Origin of the sequence: Mesorhizobium sp. M7A.F.Ca.MR.176.00.0.0, assembly GCF_004023165.1 — a bacterium.
Classification (GTDB): domain Bacteria; phylum Pseudomonadota; class Alphaproteobacteria; order Rhizobiales; family Rhizobiaceae; genus Mesorhizobium.
In genome coordinates, this window is the sequence record NZ_RZTC01000023.1 from 37,637 (window position 1) to 54,559 (window position 16,923).

11 protein-coding genes and 2 pseudogenes are annotated in these 16,923 nt (G+C 58.6%); 4 read left to right on the forward strand and 9 right to left on the reverse strand.

The features are described from left to right. Nucleotides 1-8: 8 nt before the first annotated feature. The gene (locus EOB59_RS10530) at nt 9-881 is read right to left on the reverse strand and encodes an alpha/beta hydrolase (protein WP_128288328.1); all 873 of its coding nucleotides are present in this window, start codon (nt 879-881) and stop codon (nt 9-11) included. Nucleotides 882-1,471: 590 nt separating this feature from the next. On the opposite strand from EOB59_RS10530, the gene EOB59_RS10535 reads away from it, so the two are divergent. Beyond that, the gene (locus EOB59_RS10535) at nt 1,472-1,954 is read left to right on the forward strand and encodes an Lrp/AsnC family transcriptional regulator (protein WP_128288329.1); all 483 of its coding nucleotides are present in this window, start codon (nt 1,472-1,474) and stop codon (nt 1,952-1,954) included. 122 nt (nt 1,955-2,076) lie between these two features. Here the strand turns inward: EOB59_RS10535 and EOB59_RS10540 are convergent, their stop codons facing one another. Further along, the gene (locus tag EOB59_RS10540) at nt 2,077-3,039 is read right to left on the reverse strand and encodes a LysR family transcriptional regulator (RefSeq protein ID WP_128288330.1); all 963 of its coding nucleotides are present in this window, start codon (nt 3,037-3,039) and stop codon (nt 2,077-2,079) included. A gap of 405 nt (nt 3,040-3,444) precedes the next feature. Here EOB59_RS10540 and EOB59_RS10545 point away from each other — a divergent pair, with 405 nt between their 5' ends. Beyond that, nucleotides 3,445-4,692 carry an acetyl-CoA carboxylase biotin carboxylase subunit family protein gene (locus EOB59_RS10545; protein WP_128288331.1) on the forward strand — a complete coding sequence of 416 codons (1,248 nt, stop codon included), beginning with the start codon at nt 3,445-3,447 and terminating at the stop codon, nt 4,690-4,692. Between the two features lie 217 nt (nt 4,693-4,909). Here the strand turns inward: EOB59_RS10545 and istB are convergent. Both istB and istA read right to left on the reverse strand, forming a co-directional pair. Continuing rightward, nucleotides 4,910-5,685: pseudogene (gene istB / locus EOB59_RS10550) on the reverse strand (IS21-like element helper ATPase IstB). 16 nt (nt 5,686-5,701) lie between these two features. Next, nucleotides 5,702-7,232 (reverse strand): annotated as a pseudogene (istA, locus tag EOB59_RS10555) (IS21 family transposase). Between the two features lie 768 nt (nt 7,233-8,000). Between istA and EOB59_RS36130 the strand changes: the two are divergent. Continuing rightward, nucleotides 8,001-8,435, forward strand: coding sequence for a hypothetical protein (locus EOB59_RS36130; protein WP_245486585.1), 435 nt, complete (start codon nt 8,001-8,003; stop codon nt 8,433-8,435). Between the two features lie 21 nt (nt 8,436-8,456). On the opposite strand, the gene EOB59_RS36135 is transcribed toward EOB59_RS36130, so the two are convergent. Next, entirely contained in the window at nt 8,457-8,615 is a 159-nt protein-coding gene (locus EOB59_RS36135; protein WP_245486586.1) for a hypothetical protein, read from the reverse strand. Nucleotides 8,616-8,716: 101 nt separating this feature from the next. Here EOB59_RS36135 and EOB59_RS36140 point away from each other — a divergent pair, with 101 nt between their 5' ends. After that, the gene (locus EOB59_RS36140) at nt 8,717-9,073 is read left to right on the forward strand and encodes a hypothetical protein (RefSeq protein WP_245486587.1); all 357 of its coding nucleotides are present in this window, start codon (nt 8,717-8,719) and stop codon (nt 9,071-9,073) included. 167 nt (nt 9,074-9,240) lie between these two features. Here the strand turns inward: EOB59_RS36140 and EOB59_RS10565 are convergent, their stop codons facing one another. The 4 genes from EOB59_RS10565 to EOB59_RS10580 all read right to left on the reverse strand — a co-directional run bounded on the left by EOB59_RS10565 (nt 9,241) and on the right by EOB59_RS10580 (nt 15,288). Beyond that, complete coding sequence (locus EOB59_RS10565; protein ID WP_245330128.1) at nt 9,241-10,761, reverse strand: aldehyde dehydrogenase; 1,521 nt, start codon at nt 10,759-10,761, stop codon at nt 9,241-9,243. Between the two features lie 388 nt (nt 10,762-11,149). Continuing rightward, the gene (locus EOB59_RS10570) at nt 11,150-11,566 is read right to left on the reverse strand and encodes a DUF2267 domain-containing protein (protein ID WP_095489418.1); all 417 of its coding nucleotides are present in this window, start codon (nt 11,564-11,566) and stop codon (nt 11,150-11,152) included. 539 nt (nt 11,567-12,105) lie between these two features. Then, entirely contained in the window at nt 12,106-13,038 is a 933-nt protein-coding gene (locus EOB59_RS10575; RefSeq protein ID WP_128288332.1) for a 2-oxoglutarate and iron-dependent oxygenase domain-containing protein, read from the reverse strand. A gap of 552 nt (nt 13,039-13,590) precedes the next feature. Beyond that, complete coding sequence (locus EOB59_RS10580) at nt 13,591-15,288, reverse strand: GMC family oxidoreductase (protein ID WP_128288333.1); 1,698 nt, start codon at nt 15,286-15,288, stop codon at nt 13,591-13,593. Nucleotides 15,289-16,923 lie beyond the last annotated feature (1,635 nt).

Below are 16,923 nucleotides of genomic sequence, written 5' to 3' on the forward strand. Positions count from 1 at the left end.
AACGGTTGCTAGTTTCCGCTGGTTGGTGATTTGGCAGTCCAGTACCGGATGAGTCTGTTTACTGCTTCGCTCTGGTCGATCTGGACGTCATGCCCCGCATTGTTCAGCAGGTGGAAATCCGAATTCTTGATCAGCTTTGCCAGCTTTAAACCGCGGTCAGGCGGCACCGTGGGGTCGTTCTTGGACCAGATAATCAATGTCTCGGCCCGAAGCCGATCAAGGTACGGGAACACATAGGTTTGCTGCAACACAACATACAGACGGAGATTGGTTTCTTCTTCGGGCAGGTTCCGGAGAATCTCGTATTGCCCGCGCGCCGCGGCCCGCCGATAGGCCTCTCTCTTAGCCTCTTCCACATCCTGCCCATAGGCGCGGGCGCTCTTTCGCCAGGCGGCGACGTATTCCTCTTCGCTCGGCATCGGGCTGGAATTGTCGTAAACTTCCGTATAGGCTTGCCACCAAGTTTCGTCGCGGTCGTCCCCATAGGCCGGAGAAACGGAACTGGCTGTCAGCAATACAAGCCTCGAGACAAGATCGGGACGCAGGATCGCGACCCGCGCGGCCACGAATGACCCTTCTGAATGACCAACGAGGGTGATCTGCTTCAAACCCAGCGCTTCGATGAAGCCAATCACGTGGTCTACGCGACCAAGGCGGTTTACGAATTTTTGATCGGCGGGATAATCGGTCCCGCCGCACTGCAGTTGATCTACCGCGATAACCCTGAACTGATCGGATAGTTCGTTGAGCTGCCGCACAAAGGAACTCTTTCCGTCTGCACCGAAGCCGGCACCGTGCAGGAATACGATAGGCTCGCCTATTCCGCTCTCATAGTATGAGGTCCCGATACCACTGACTGAAATGCTGCGTTCAGAGATCATCTTTTTCCTTGGGTGAGACTAGTCGCAGGCCTCTCTCCAGTGCCGTGGGGAAACTGCACCCTTGGCAGCGAGCGCCGAACTATAGCAAGCCCCATATCACCGTCCTGCGCAAAGGTTTCCCTTGTCGCGCAGGAAACCGGCGTTTTTGGAGCCCTGCGTGCACTGTCCCTCTGCTGGACAGGACCAAAGGAACAGCCAGGGCAGGCACTGCATTGTGGCACCGCCGTGTGCTGGCAGTTTTGGCCTAGCGTTCTGACAATTCGCTGAGGGTTCCAGCATCGCAACACCGCATCGAATGCCGCGCCTACACGCCTACAGGATACGGCGGCAACTGTGAACCGCGGCTTACAAAGCAGCCTAGGAGGAGCCAGTCGATATGATGCCTATTTTCCGATGCGCCAAGGGCGATGAGGGACTGACCGGCAGCAGCCGAGCCCCCGGGTCGTATTGCACGTCCGCGTCCTGTCAGCCGACCCGGAGATTGCCGGATCACCTGCGCATAACAGATATATGGAATCGGTATGAGCGAGACATCGCAGAAGTTGAGCTAATATTAGCAAGAATGTGCAGTTTTCCTGCGAGGAGCCCCAATGTTGCATGCACCGCCGCTAGATTTGGACCGAATTGATCGGAAACTCCTCATTGCCGTACAGCGTAACAATCGCCTTACCACAGAAGAATTGGGCGAACTTGCAGGCCTTTCGGCAACCGCATGTCAGCGGCGATTGAAGCGACTTCGAGATGCGCGTGTGATCCAGGCAGATGTTGCTGTAATCTCGCCAGAAGCGATCGGGAGGCCCATGCTCATGCTAGCCTCTATCACTTTAGAGCGCGATCGCGCTGATATCATCGATCGTTTCAAACAAGCTATCCGGCGCACGCCCGAGATTATGAATGGATATTACGTAACAGGTGAGGCCGATTTTGTTCTCGCAATTTCGGTGCGTGATATGGTCGAGTACGAGGCATTTACTCGTCGCTTTTTTCATGAGCACCCCGATATCAAGGGCTTTAAAACGATGGTCGTAATGGATCGAATTAAGGCATCATTGGCTCTGCCAATTGACGAATAGAATGGAAGCACCAGTAGCGCCGCTGCCCCCTCCGAAGACCGGCAAGCACTTTCGCGAGTCGCTGCATCGCAGGCGATGACAAATGGTCAGTTAGCCAGTGGCCCGACGGTGCTCCAGCCACTTCAACTGGTGGTCGATGAACTCGTGCCGCCAGTAATAAACTCGCCCGACCAGCGCCCGAGCTCGACATAACGTCGAACCATCTGCTCAAGGAATGATATGATGTGCCGTGCGGCTGGCGGCAGTATTGTTCCATATGCGGTTGTTAGCGCCAATTCAAAGCTTAGCGAAGACCGCTCAATCGCAGCGACAGACAGGTTTGGGCCTTCGAGATCTTCCCACAAGCATGCACGACTGAAAATCCCGTAGCCTTCATCCAGCGCAATCATCCGCTTAATGAGAGGTATAGAGTCGATCTCGTACTTGAATGTCAATTCCACCTTTTGCTCGTGTGCGGCTGCCTCCAGGCGTCGTCGCGTATAACTCGGCGGCGCCGGAATAATCAGCGGAAGGCCCTCCAATTCAGACAACGACACCCTCTCACCGAACGGCCAATTTTTTGTTGAACCAACCAAATAAACTTCTTCTTGGAAAAGGAATTCGGGGTTTAGATGGCGATAACTATCAACATCGTAAGCGAAGCCTAGATCGATCTGCTTGCTCTGTATCCAATTCGCGGTTTGGTAGGTAAACCCCTCAAGCAATTTTAGCCTAACACGGGGGAATTGTTCACGGCAGCCTAAAATAAGCTCCGCCATGAAGGTTGGGCCCAGGTTGGGCAGAACTCCCACGCGAATGACACCGGAGGGACTCCCTTCATCGATTCGAGCTTGAAGGCAAGCATTTTCGAGCCGCAGCAAGACATTCGCAACTTCGTCGCGGAGCTTGGCGCCAGTTTCCGTCAACGTCACCCCTCGACCATCCCGAATGAACAATTGCACCCCGAGTGTTTCCTCCAGGCGACGCATTTGCCTAGATAAAGCGGGTTGTGCTAGGCGCAACTCAACCGCAGCTCGGCTGATGCTGCCAAGTTCGGATACTCGGATGAAATGCCTGAGGGCGCGAAGCTCGATCTGATTATCCACGTGTTCGGCCCGCTCACTTGAGACGACTTGGCACCCCGATCAGACGTGTCAGCTCTGAACCTTGCCCAAGCCTCAACGTCGAAACTAAGCTACTACCGCACCGCCCCGCAATAGGCCGACCCAAGCTGACTCCACGCCTCGCATGACTTGTCTTCAATCGAGAATGAAAGATTAATTCCAAGGCGGGTGTCACATTCGTGGGGCTTCCCTCAGCGTATTGCCGAACTCTCGGCACACTACCCGCTAGGCCAGCCGTTGCAGATCCTTCGCATAAAAATACACAATCTTTGCAACCGCAAATCGTCGGCGATGGTACTTTCACTTCTGAGGTCAGGCTAAGCCGAACGGGCTGATGCCAATTTTTTGCTCCTGCAGGTCGCAGGAACACAACGTAGGAGACAGCCAATGGCAAGGAAAGCGCTCATCCTGATCGAAGGTCATAGGGGTAATGGTCAGCTCTATGTCCAAGCGGCTCAGCGTCTTGGTTTACATCCGATTACACTGTCGGCTGATCCGACTCAGTACGAATATCTTGCAGCGGAAAACCTTCAGACAATTCGTGTCGATATAGACAATCTCGATGCGCTAATCCAGGAATGTTCCCGGCTGCATGCCACATTTGGCATTGCCGGCATCACCGGCTTTGCGGGCCACGACGAGTCGGTCTCTGCCACAGTTGGTAAGCTCTGCCGGTGTTTTGATCTACCGGGTCCCGATCCCGCGTCGATTGAACAATGCTACGACAAATTCGTTCAACGTCAGCTCCTCGCAGAGGCCGGCGTTGCAATACCTGCTTATCGCCTGGCAGCGAATGCGACGGACGTAGAAAGCTCTGCCGCGGAGATCGGCCTTCCCGTGATTGTTAAGCCAGCCGTAGGCAGTGGCAGCATGGGTGTCCGATTGTGCCGCAGCCCCGATGAGCTGGCCGAACATACGGCCTATCTGTTGGAGGGGAAGCACATATGGCGGTCTCCGCCAAGAGTGCTGGTCGAAGAATTCGCAGAAGGCCCTGCGTATGTCGCTGCAGTGATGGGACATGAGGTCGTGGGGATTGTCGCCGCTGACTACCATCCGCCACCGCACTTCGTCTATCGAGAGTGCACTTTTCCGGCCCCGCTAACTGATGAGGAGCATGAGCGTATGGCCGATGTTTCGCTCAGCTGTTTGCCAGCTCTCGGCCTTGACTGGGGGCCAAAAAGTGTTGAACTCCGGTTGACCAAACGTGGCCCAGTCGTCATTGAAGTCAATCCGCGTCTTAGTGGTGCGCCCACTCCTCTACTGATTAAGCTTGCTCACGGTGTCGATCTCATTACCGAGCACATCAAGCTTGTCATCGGCGATGAACCGAACTTGCGCAAAAGAGACTCGCGGACTGCGGTTGGGCGATTTCTTGTTGCTGATAGCGATGGCACCCTCGATTGGACCGATGGCGCTGGCCGGGCAGCTGCTTTACCAGGTGTCGCAGAGATAAGATTGTATGTTAAGTCTAAGGCGCCAATCGTAAGGAAAGGCGATTACCGAGACTGCATCGGGCATGTCGTCGCCGCTTCACCCACCTATGCTCAGACGGAAGCGATAGTCCAGCGTGCCGTCGCCTCAATTGGTTGGTCGATAACGCCATTGCCCACTGTTGACGAACGGGAAAAGGCATAGGAGCGCGGATAGGATTCTTCGAGACCCCGCCCGGCGAGCAGGCGCAGGTCGACTTTGCCTCACATGTCGTCTTCACCGACGAACCAACGACACCGAGGATCATCTGGCTATTTGCGTATTTCGCAAAAGCCGGACAGGGGTTCCGCTAATTCCGGACAGTGGTTTCGCTAATGTCGGGACAGTCTGACGGCGTCGGTCCTTGGGTGCCTTGTTGCGTTCACGGATGATTGATTTCGCCGTTTTCGGCGCCGGTCAAGAGGGGCGCGGCCTTTTGCTTTCGCATGCTGTCGCCCTGGAGCACGATGCGGTGGGCGTTGTGCACGATCCGGTCGAGAATGGCGTCGGCGACGGTGGGGTCTGCGATCAGGTCATGCCATCTTGCCACCGGGACCTGGGCGGTGATCAGGGTGGATTTGCGGCGATAGCGTTCCTCGACGATTTCGAACAGATGGAAGCGCTGTTGGTCGGTGAGGCTGTGGGTCCGAAGTCATCGAGGATGAGCAGTTGCGCGCGGGTGAGTTTGTCGATGAGGCGTGGGAAGCGGCCATCGAGACGAGCGAGCGCCAAATCCTCGAACAGGCGCGGCACGCGCACATAGAGCACGGAATGATCGAGCCGTGCCGCTTGCCGGCCGAAGGCGCAGGCCAGCCACGACTTGCCGGTTCCGGTCTGGCCGGTGACGATCAGGTTTTCATGCGCTTTCAGCCATTCGCCCTGGGCGAGCGCCATGGTGCTGCGCCGGTCGAGTCCGCGCGGCGCGGCAAAGTCGATGTCCTCGATGCAGGCTTCGGGAAAGCGCAGCCTGGCTGAGGCGAGCCGGTTCCGGACGCGCTTGTCGGCCCGCATGGCGACCTCCCGGTCGAGCATCAGGCCGAGCCACTCGTCACGGCTGAGCTCGTTGGCGTTGTTGCGTTCGGCCAGTTCGCGCCAGGCGGCAGCCATGCCGGCCAGACCGAGGGCCTGCATCTGGTCGAGGGTGGGGTTCGTCAGCATTCTTTCTTCCTTTCCTTCACTGGTAATAGGTGGAGCCGCGGATATTGGCGTGCTGGGGTGTCGGCTTTGCCGGTTCTGCGGAGCTGGCCCGGTCGAGGCCGGCTTTGAGGATGGCGGTGACGGAGGAGTAGGCGATCGCGTTGATCAGCAGCGCCCGCTCGCAGGCGGCATCGAGACGCTCCGGCCCATAGCGCGGCGCCAGCGACAGGATGCCCATGGCCGAGCGGTATCCCTGTTCCGGATGCGGCCGCTCGCGCATCATGCGCTCGACCAGGATGGCGGCGTTGGGGCCGATCCTGGCCGCCCTGCTGATCAGGCTGGCCGTGGTGTTGGCGTAGCGCTGGTGCGCCTTGGGCATGTGTTCGTTGACGGTGACATGGCCGGAACGCTGCGAGCGACGGACATGGCTGGCGACACGCTGGTGATCGTGGAAGATCTCGACCACTCGATGCGTGAGCCGCACCTCGACGGTGTGCCCGATCAGCCGGTGCGGCACCGAATAGAAGGTCTTGTCGACCTCGACATGGTAGTCAGGATGGACCTTCGCCGACTTCCACTCGGCGTATTCGAACGGTGCCGCCGGCAGCGGCTTCAAGGCAGCCGCTCGATCTCCCCGAACAGTTCGCGGCGGCTTTGGCCGACATGGCGCATCGGCCGGTTGTTCAGCTCCTCGAGCAGTTCGGCGATCACGGCGTTGAGCTCGGCGATCGAGAAGAAGGATCGGTTCCTCAGCCGCGCCAGAATCCAGCGCTCGACATCAGCACCGCGCCTTCGACCTTGGCCTTGTCGCGCGGCTTGCGGCTGCGGGTCGGCAGGATAGTGGTGTCGTAGTGCCCATCGCGGCAAAGGTCGCGTTCAGCCTCGACTCGAACCACAGCGCCTTGACGACACCGGCCTTCAGGTTGTCGCACACTATCGCTCTGGTGACGCCGCCGAAGAAGGCGAGCGCTTGCACCTGGCCCTCGATCCAGTCCGGCAGCTTCTGGCTGGAGCTGGCAAAGGCGAAGGTCAGACTGGAGGCGCCCAGCACCGCGACAAAAATCTGCGCCGGGTAAATGATGCCGGTCGCCGGATCGATCACCGGCACCGTCTGCCCGGCATAGTCCGTCTGCACCACCGCGCCCGCCGCATGCCGGTTGCGGAATGTCGCGCTCGTCCGGCGCTCGAAAGCGGCGAAGTGCTCGCAGAACCAGGTGTAGCCGTAGCCGTCGGGGTGGGCGGCGCGACACTCCTGCCACAACAGCGTCAGCGTCACCCCCTTGCGCTTCAACTCCCTGGCGATCAGCGCAAAGTTCGGTTCGCTTAGGTCTTGCGGCGGACGACCGGCACGGCCAAACAGCAGCCGCTCAAGTGTCGCGTCGCGGCGGCAAAGGCCAGCATGACAGCCCGGCCTCCCGCGCCCGTAGCAAATAGGTCGATACTGTCGTCTTGCTGATCTTCAGCCGTTCCGACACTTCACGCACCGAAAGACCCTGCTCATGGGTCAGGCGCAACATCGCTTGGATGTCCCTCACGCTCGTTCGTCTCGCTTGCTTCCGTCTCGGCATGGCCCCTCTCAACATCATCGTGAGAGGCCAAACTGCCAGAACGGCGCAGCCAAGAACCGACCGCTAAATCCGCTTCCGAAAACTGTCCGGGATTTAGCGGAATCGCTGTCCGCGAATTACTGAAATCACTGTCCGGGATTTAGCGAAAAGGATGTCCGGGAATTACCGAAACACGCAGCTATTCTCTCTGGTGCTCGGCTTCAGCCGCTTGATTTGGCCCGCTTCGACAGGATCTGCTGCTGCTTATACGCTGTCAGGCCGCTGCTTTCGAGGCGTTGGGCGGCGCTCCTCGTGACGTGCTCGACGGTCTTATGGATACGGCGGTGATCGGCGAAGGCGAAATCGGCGGCTTCATAGCTGACGAACCTTCGCCGAAGACGACGGCGAATTGTGTCCTGGCCATGAACCACTCGCGCGGGGCGCGTTTCCATTCCTCGGCGGCGTGGTTGAGAACCAGTATTATAGCAGGTTCATTGCGGGCATTGGGACATGACCGCGTTTGGTTCAACGCCTCGTGGCGTTTGTAACCGGTATGACCCATGACGGCGCGATCCGATCCCCGCTGGAGATGAGCGATTTTCGGGGATGGTGCGACCATCCGGGACAGGAGCGCCGGGAGCACGTACGGGCAGACCGATCAATTCGATGAGCTGCGACTCGCGTTCCCTGCGACTTGCCCGGTTGCGCCGAGAGCGCGGATCCGTAGGTGTGCCGTCCGTTGGCTCCCGACTGTTTGAGGAAAGGGAGCCGATCAGATGTGTGATTGGAATGGATATCCACCGCACCTTTGCGAAGGTGGTAGTTTGGGAAGACGGCCGGCTGCGCCATCACGGACGGGTCGACATGACCCGCTCGGGACTAAAAGGGGTTGGCCGCAGTTTGCGACGCATGGCGGTAGTGCGGGTTCTGTCGCCCTATGTCGGCCGGGAGATTGTGGCCAACCCGATGCAGGTGAAGGCGATCGCCCATGCCAGTATCAGGACCGGCAAGATCGATGCCGGCGTTCTGGCGCAGCTCCATGCCAGCGGCTTTCTGCTTGAGGTCTGGGTTCCCGATGAGCGGGCCGAGCGGCTTCGCGGTCTGGTCGCGCGGTGCAACCAGGCCGTGCGGCATCGGACGCGCGTGAAGAACGAGAGGCATCCTGCAGGCGCACCTCGTGCAAAGTGCCGCTCGCGCCTGGCTCGAGCGGCAGGTGCTTCCTGACAACGAGCGGGGCCGCGATCGTCACACATCCGCGAGATCGATCGCCTGGCCGAAGATCTGGCTGACCTCGATCGCGACATCGCCTGGGAAGCGGCTGATGATGTGCAAGCCGGCGGCTTCAGACGACGACCGGCTCAATGCGATGGTCGCGAGCGGTATCATCGCCGCCGTGGGCGACATCGGCGGTTCCGGCAACCGCAGAGGCTGGTGAGCTACTTCGGCCTCAATCCGCGCGCGCCAATCCGGTCTCGGCTTGGCGCAATATGGGCGGATCAGCAAGCATGGGCGCTCCCACGCCCGCGCCATGCTGGTCGAGGCGCCCGGTCTGCGGCGAAGCGCCTGGTCTGCTCAGAGCCTTCTTTCTGCGCATCCGCAACAAGCGTGGCCATCAGGTCGCAGCCGTGGCGGTCGCCCGCAAGCTCACGATGTTGATGAGGCATCTGCTGACGAAAGAGCAGGACTACTTCTGGGCTCGCGCGGCGCTGGTGGCAGCAAAGCAGAGGCAGCTCGCTCTCAAGGCTGGCGCGCCGGGCGACCGCGGTCTCGGTCGTCGCGGTTCGGCTCACGCCTACAACGTGAAGAGTTTGCGAAACAGCGATAAAGCGTGGCCGAGAATGCCGAGCGTGCCTACGAGCTGATGCTTCGGCATTGGCGGCCACGCGGGCCGAAGCGGCACACGGACAGGCGAAGCCAATAAGCAAAAACACGCGAGCCTGGAAATTTTGAGCTCAGGTTCTGGTTCTCGCGTCCAACGCCAATCCCTGCACTTCTATAACCTCACTAGTCCCGCGCAGTTGGGCACGCATTACACTGCACTCGACCGTTGGGCCGGAAAGATCGACTTAATCTCGAGGAATGCTGCCAGCCCCTCAGGTCCGAGTTCCCGACCAAGGCCGCTTTCCTTGACACCGCCGAATGGCGCGTCGATGTGAAGCGCGTAACGGTTGATGCCGACAACACCAGCCTCCACTCGGCGCGCAATCGCCATGCCCCGCTCAGGGTCGGACGTGAACACCGCACCACCCAGGCCATACGTAGTGCCGTTGCAGATCGCGATCGCCTCCTCCTCGTTGTGGTACGGGATCACAGACACCACCGGCCCGAAGATCTCCTCCTGCGCGATCCGCATAGATGTGTCGACATCACGGAAGACCGTTGGCTCGAGATAATATCCGACGTCAAGTCCCTGCGGACGCCGACCGCCGGTAACGACCTTCGCGCCCTGCACGCATCCAGATGCAATGTACTCCTCGACGCGAACACGCTGCCGCTTCGCCACCAGTGGCCCGACCTGCGTCGCTGGATTGAGCGGGTGGCCCACGACTAGCCCAGCCACCTTGTTCGCAATTCCTTCGACGACTTCGTCGTACCGTGCGCGCGGAGCAAGGACGCGGGTCAGGGCGTGACAGATCTGACCGCTGAACGGGATGCACGCCGGCGCGACTAAGGGGAGAAACGTGTCAAGATCGACATCCTCGAGCAGCAACGCCGCCGACTTGCCGCCAAGCTCGAGCGTAACGCGCGCGAAGCGCTTGGCACAGGCCAGTGCAACCTGGCGACCAGCGTGCGTTGAACCGGTAAATGACACTTTGTCGACACCCGGATGCGACGCAACCAATGCTCCTGTTTCGCGCGCACCGAACACGATATTGACGACGCCGGGGGGAATGCCTGCCTCGCCTAAGGCTTCAGCGAGCAGGTATGAGTCCAGTGATGCTTCCGGTGCGGGCTTAACGACCGTCGTACAACCAGCGGCCAACGCTGGTGCCAGCTTCCATGCGATTGCGCCCTGAGGGCCGTTCCACGGTACGATCAATCCGGCAACACCTACCGGCTCCCTCCGAATGACAGTTCGCAACTCGTGTCCTATGCGCTCGGATTCGACTTCTAGTTGATCGGCAAGCTCGGCATAGTAGCGGTAAAATTTCGATGTGCCGCTCCCATTGGATTGCACGGAGCTTACCAGGGGCATCCCGATCTGCGCCGTGACAACGGCGCCCAGCTGCTCGGCGCGATCCTCGATTGCACGCGCGAGTCTGCGCAAATAATGGGCTCGCTGCGACGGCGGCAGCTGAGGCCACCCGGAGTTCCGGAACGCCGCACGTGCGGCATCCACTGCCGCAGAAACGTCGTGCTTGTCGCCATTGGGGATTGTCGCAAATTCCAGCTCATCCGCCGGGTTCACGACCGGAATCCTAGCCGACGAATGGGCCGGCCGGAGCTCGCCGTCGACATAGATATCGGTGTGCTCGCCTGTCATCAAGCTGATTGGCGTGGTCATTGCTTTGCCTTTCGTCACATAGGCTGATCCTTCCAAAGGGCTCAACCAGTTGTCCACTCAGCACCGCTGCTACGCGTCGACCTTGGTGGCGGGAGCCGCTCGGCGGGTTTCCTGCATGCTCGTCAGCAACCAGACGCCGGCGGATTAGTGGACGACTCGCACGGCCAGCCGATTGGTTGATTGCTGTGGCACGAACTCGGCCAGGGCGATCGACAGCTTCGGCTCATTCGATCATTTTTGTTGAATCACACTCAAACGCATTCTGGAGCTCGATCGGGGCATTACTAGGATCGGGGGATGCCCGCGACGAGTTCCAACCTTGCGGCCCGTCCCCTACACCTCCGGGCCAAACTCAATCCCTGCCCAAACCAAGGCCAGCGTTACGGAACCAAGTGCCACGCGGACAGCGGGCGCTCGTGGGCAGACGCCTGTCTCAGGGCCAAAGGTTTTGCAGCACTCTTGGAGTGGCAGCCTTGGCACGCTTGACCTCTGCTCTGGACAAACGGTCGACAAATTGGGCCAGCACTAAGCGGGCAACCACTTCCGGATCGACCGCCGGGTCTCGCTGGACGCCGACGTGGATCCGTTCGAGAAATGAATTCCGGTTTCTGGCGTTGGCGCGCCGGCCGGGATTCCAACCCTCGTAGTAGAAGCCGCGAAGCAAAGCTGGCAACCGTGCGCCCATGTAAACGGCGTGGTCGCGATCCAGGCAGTCGCGCAGAGCGTGCAGCGTCGCAATCAGAGCTTGGTAGACCCGCTCGCGATCATGCCAGCGAAGTCTCCACATCAGATCGCTGATCCAATTCTGAGTTACTTCTAATGCGTTGTTGAAATCATGCCTCGCGCACATTGGCTTTTCTCATTTCCTTGAAGGTTGCCAGGATCTCGAATGCGCCTCATCGGCCTTGAAGTTGACCTGGTCAGGCGAGACTAGCGCTGCAAAGACGAGGACCACAAAAATGGCTTCCGTCCGTGGCGAGCGGGCGATGCCTGACAGATGACCCCCTTGGAAAAGAGGCCTTCCGGTAGCGAAGTAGTTCCAGAGGCCAAGCTGGAGTTCAGACGGTTTGACAAAGATATTAACCGGAGCGTTCGCGAGTGCTCGTGCGGGCACGGCTCGACCCAGACAAACACTCCCTTTGGTTATAATTATCTCCTTGCATCCAGATTAATCGCTCAGTTTCCGCGTCAGAAATCCTCGCCTCAGCGCAGCGCTAGGATCTCGTTCGGCGCAATCTAAACAATTTGGCAGTCCCAGCGTGCCTAATTCCAAGGGCCTAGAGGCCGCCGCGTTACGCGACGGCGGCACTCAGAGAGTTCTTCTAGGGCTCACGTCAGGGTGTGCTACATCGTCGCCGCAGTTTGCTCCCGTTTCATAAAGCCGAACACCTACTGCAACTCACGCGCGCGCCCGGCCCCATTCCCCTTTTCCCATATTGACTCGTAGTTTCGCAGCATCATCTCCGCGACACCAAAGGTGTGATTGCCTTGCCGCGAAGCCAGGCGAGCATCGATGTCGGGATAGATAAAGAAGGGCAGGGAAATTCGTTCGGCCGGACCACTGTGCACGACCTGATGCGGCGTACTCTTGAACCGGTTATCGCTCAACACCTGAAGCATGTCGCCCAGATTGACAACGAGACTATCGGGGAGGCTCGGCGCCGGTATCCAACGCCCGTGGAACCACACCTGCAAGGATCGCGTGGGGAGTTCCTCCTGCAGCAGCAGCGTGAAAAAACCATTGTCGGTATGCTTAGCGGCCGCGCCACCGGTAGACGGATATCGGATCACGCGTTGCAGAACCGTCGGGGGGCTGAAATGGCGTTGGAACCAGCCTTTTTCCATATCGAGCAGGTCGGCCAGCGCGTTCCCGAGCGGCGGGACGACGCCATTAAGCACGGTGGCCTGCAAAGCTAGGAGGCTCCGCGCGAAACCTGGAGCTAAGGCGTCGTCCGGAAGGCGTGTGCGTCCGGCAAATGGACGCCGGTCGCTTTCATTCTCGATACCGAGGTCGAACATTTCCTTTGGGTCCGGTCCGGCCTCGGGATGCAGCATTTCACCGTGCAACGGACTGTATCCACGGGCGGTGGTGGGGTGGACGTTTTGAAAGGCGTGACCATAGCGTTCCTTCGTAGCCAGGGGCAACGCGAAGAAGCGCCGGGAAGCATCGATCGCTTGTGTAATCTGTTCTTTCGGGATTCCGTGCTCGATAAGGTAGAAGAATCCGTACTCCTCGCAGGCCGTGCATAATCGCTGTTGCTCTTCACGTCGCGTTGCATCGGATGACAGTTTCGCCAATGAGATTTGCGGTAGCGCAGTCATAGTCGCTCCTCCGTCGGTGCTGTGCCCCTGTGGGGCTACTTAAGCCAAAAGCTTGTTTTACATTCACAGATCTATTCTCTGTCGAAGCGAATATCCTCTAGATTACCCACCGGCGCAACAGAAAATATGTTAAGAATATGCGAAATTACTGTACAATTGGACTTAACGGTCCCTGAACATCCGTAGCAGGCGAGGTTTGTGACCGCCCTCGAGTTCAAGAAGGGACGATGAGCACTTTCCTGCAAATGCGAAAGCCTGTTCGATGATCTGCGCGAGATCTGCCCAAATTCACGCTGGCCAGGGTGTGGACGCCGTACACCCAGCCCGTATCGCCTTGCGATGTTGATACAGGCGAATGACCGCCACGTTCCAGTGCGTTGGCAATGCGCAACAGCAAGCATCAGTATGCATGTTGATAGGGACGGAATTGCCAAGCTTGTGTGGGTGAAAGCAACGGCAAGTTCTACCTCTTCGGGACTTGTCTGGCATTTGGCAGCTCATTAACCTCGATCGCTTGGCCAAAAACGAATCCGGCCACAAGAAGTTTTTTGATCACCTTTTCGCTGATGATTCCCGGTTTTCTTTTAAAATTGCGTCAGCCATCTTCTCAGCCACCATGATCGTTGGAATGTTTGTATTGGCCCGGGGGCAGAACGGCATCACCGAAGCATCGGCAATCCTCAAACCCGAAACGCCCCGAACCCGGCCCGACGGATCAGTCACCGCAGCAGGGTCGGAGGCTTGCCCTATCTTGCAGCTCGAAGTCGGATGCCAATTGCCGGTCACATTCTGTCGGACAAATCGGTCGAGATGCTCCTCGTTTTTGATAAGATCTGCAATGCTATGACCATCGGTTATGACATGACTAATGAGGGCGCGGCGCAAGCGTGGAGAACTGTCCATAAGCAAAGCAAGCACCGAGGTGAGTCCGTAATTAACGCAATTGACCTTACTGACCTGCTTCGCTCGTGCATTCCAAGCTGAGGGAAAAGGGTCAAGCGCGACCGCCGACAGGGAATCCTGCTTCAGTAGGCGGGCCATGAAACAGAAGCCGTGCTTCAGTCGATCGGCGTCCCGCTTGTCGCTCAACCAGTTGAAATCTACCTGCGGCTCTACGGTATGAGAGCGATCCTTGAGCACGATCGTTCCTGTCGAGTAAACTCGGTTGACCCACAAATAGAGGGAGCCGAGGCGCTTGCCCAGCGGGTGCCAGGCCGACTTCGCAACTCCCGATATTGCCATGTCCGTCGACGGGCACCCATTGTAGCCCGACGAGTAACGGGCGTGCATCTGGATGTGGCCGCTCACATTGGGCGCCATGCGATCGCTTGGTTTCAAATACGCAGAAACGGCGATCCCTGGATGTTCTTGAAGGTTCTGGCCCACACCTCTTACATCTGCCACAACCGGAATACCGAGATTTGTCAGTTGCTCGGCCGGGCCGACCCCGGAGCGCATCAATATGGTGGGGGAGTGGACAGCTCCGGCGCAGAGGATCACACTTGAAGCGAGATACGACTGCTGGCCGAAGTTGTTTTCCGTCTCGACCCCCGTGACGGTGCGGCCTGAAAAGGCCAGACGCACAACCGTCGTTGCCGGCAAGATTGTCAAATTGCGTCGAGAGCGGACGCTCTCGGACAAGTAGGCCATCGCAGCGGAAACGCGGTGGCCGTTTCGGTTGGTCAAGGGAACGACGGAGTAGCCGTCACCAAAACCACCATTGAAGTCCGGCCTGAAATGAATACCCTCATTTTCATACGCTCTCGATACCGCTCGGATAAAGCCGGACCAGTCTGATCGACGCACCCGTCTTATCGGCAGCGGACCAGCCTTGCCGTGAAATTCGCCGCCGAAATCCAGATCGCATTCGAGGCGACGGAAGTAAGGTAGAACCTCCTCCCAACTCCAGCCCGCTGCACCGCTCGAGGCCCAGTCATTGTAGTCTTCGGGACCACCGCGGTTGGCCACCTGAGCATTGATGCTGGAGCCGCCGCCCATCACCCGGGCCTGCTCGTAATGAATGGGCTTGCGGCCATCCCGGACTGTGGTCGCGTCGAGTAAAGGCCATTGATAATCAGGATTGAAGTAAGCACGTGTTGGATTGCCTTCCAAGATGTCATCAGGGACGGCATTCGGGGGCGTATCAGGACCGGCTTCGATGAGCAGTACGCGATGTCCATCGGCGGAGAGCCTGCTCGCTACGACGGATCCAGAGGAACCGCCACCGATCACGATATAATCGAAAACCACACAAGCCTCCCCCTATTCACATGATGCTCAGACGAGGGATAACGGGCAATATTAGGCCCCCCCAGCAGAGGATCACTCGTCAGGCAGCTAAATACGTCATGGTGCCGTAGGAAATCCACACTACACCCTAGTAGTTGGTAAGAGCCCGAGAATCAGCTAGGATGACAAGCGGAATGAATGTCGAGACGGCCGCGTGAGCAATTTCGTCAAGTTTAGCCGCTATCTTGCAGTCATCGCACCGATGCGACCTAGCCGATCTTCTTCCAGCTCGCGCCGGCACGTTACGCCACCCCTGGCGAGACCGTGTGCGGCCCGCCTTTAACGGCGTGGCGCTCGGACGAGCGACGATCCCGAAGGATATCCTATGTTCCGTGCGCTTGCTGTTCGTCATGCTAAAAGTCATTCCCGCCTATAAGCGGACGCGTCAACTACTAGATGCCGTAGTATCAGTGCTTTCCCGCAAGCTCTAGAAGTCACCGTGTGTTCAGCGCACTGAAGGGTGCATCGGCATGCAGAGCAACGTCACGACCCTAGAGCTTGCGAGGTGCATCTGTGCGGCAGACGAGTTGGGGCGCAAGATGGGCCTTCACATTACCATGGGCGAAGATTTTGAAGAGTACGTTGGGATCACCAGCAGACTTCCCGGGAAGTCACCGACGTATCCAAGCTTCCGTCCCGACTGTTCTTATCTTCCGCCTGGAAAGGCCTTTTGGATCGTCGGGCGTGATCAGTATGGAAGAGTAGCGCATGTACAAGCAATGCGTCTATATCATCTATCCAACACAGACGTTGCTGAGCACCTTGGGTCGTTGAGAGCCTGGTTCGCGGATCCTACCTTCATAGCCGGGTCTGGTTCCTCGTCTCGCTGCGATGCGCCCACTGGCCGCAGCATGACTGGGCTGGTCGCCTATCATGGCGACATCTGGTTGCGCGAGGACTTCAGAGGCCGCGGTCTCTCTACCTTTATCGGTCGCATTGCATTTGGACTAGCCTGGGCTAAATGGTCGCCGGACTTCATCTATGCGCTGGTTGCCGATTGGCACATCCAAAAGGGCGTTGTCGATCAGTATGGGTATCTACATCAGGAGCCACACGGATCAGTCCTGCACTTGCCCGCGCACGGGATAGATGACGACGATTGGCTCGTTTGGCTGACGCGAGACGAACTGTTGAAGACGGTTCGTGCCTCATCAGTGCAGGCGCCCGGTGAGAATACTGTGGCGAAAGCCGACTCTCGATCATGGACCGTATCGCCAGACTGATCTGAGCCGGAATCAGATGCCGTATGAACGTCTCATCGGCCAGGTGAATGGAGGTTTCAAATACTACACATTCGAGAGCCTCTAACACGCGTGAGCCTCAGCGCTTGAGCGACTATCAACGACCAAGTTTCAAACTCTCTGGAGTGGGCTCGGGTTGGCGATAGTTTCGGTGGCACTATGTGACACTCTCGCTACGCTAACCGTTTGAGCTGCCGCCATTCCGGCAACACTGTTGGCCCTGCGTTAGCTGCCGGTCGACACCGCGTTGTCCCTTGGCATGTGGCATCCGGCAGGTTCCAAGAAGGCCTCGGACGCGACATACACGCGACCGCGAGGACCGCCGATTCAAGCGACGAGGACCGGAAGTGAGGTT

Bases quoted from the DNA above. Each gene is read 5' to 3' on its own strand.
- EOB59_RS36140 (WP_245486587.1), top strand. From the start codon at position 8,717: ATGGGCGCTCCCACGCCCGCGCCATGCTGGTCGAGGCGCCCGGTCTGC.
- EOB59_RS10575 (WP_128288332.1), bottom strand. From the start codon at position 13,038: ATGACTGCGCTACCGCAAATCTCATTGGCGAAACTGTCATCCGATGCA.
- EOB59_RS10530 (WP_128288328.1), bottom strand. From the start codon at position 881: ATGATCTCTGAACGCAGCATTTCAGTCAGTGGTATCGGGACCTCATAC.
- EOB59_RS10570 (WP_095489418.1), bottom strand. From the start codon at position 11,566: ATGTGCGCGAGGCATGATTTCAACAACGCATTAGAAGTAACTCAGAAT.
- EOB59_RS10535 (WP_128288329.1), top strand. From the start codon at position 1,472: ATGTTGCATGCACCGCCGCTAGATTTGGACCGAATTGATCGGAAACTC.
- EOB59_RS36130 (WP_245486585.1), top strand. From the start codon at position 8,001: ATGGATATCCACCGCACCTTTGCGAAGGTGGTAGTTTGGGAAGACGGC.
- EOB59_RS36135 (WP_245486586.1), bottom strand. From the start codon at position 8,615: ATGTCGCCCACGGCGGCGATGATACCGCTCGCGACCATCGCATTGAGC.
- EOB59_RS10545 (WP_128288331.1), top strand. From the start codon at position 3,445: ATGGCAAGGAAAGCGCTCATCCTGATCGAAGGTCATAGGGGTAATGGT.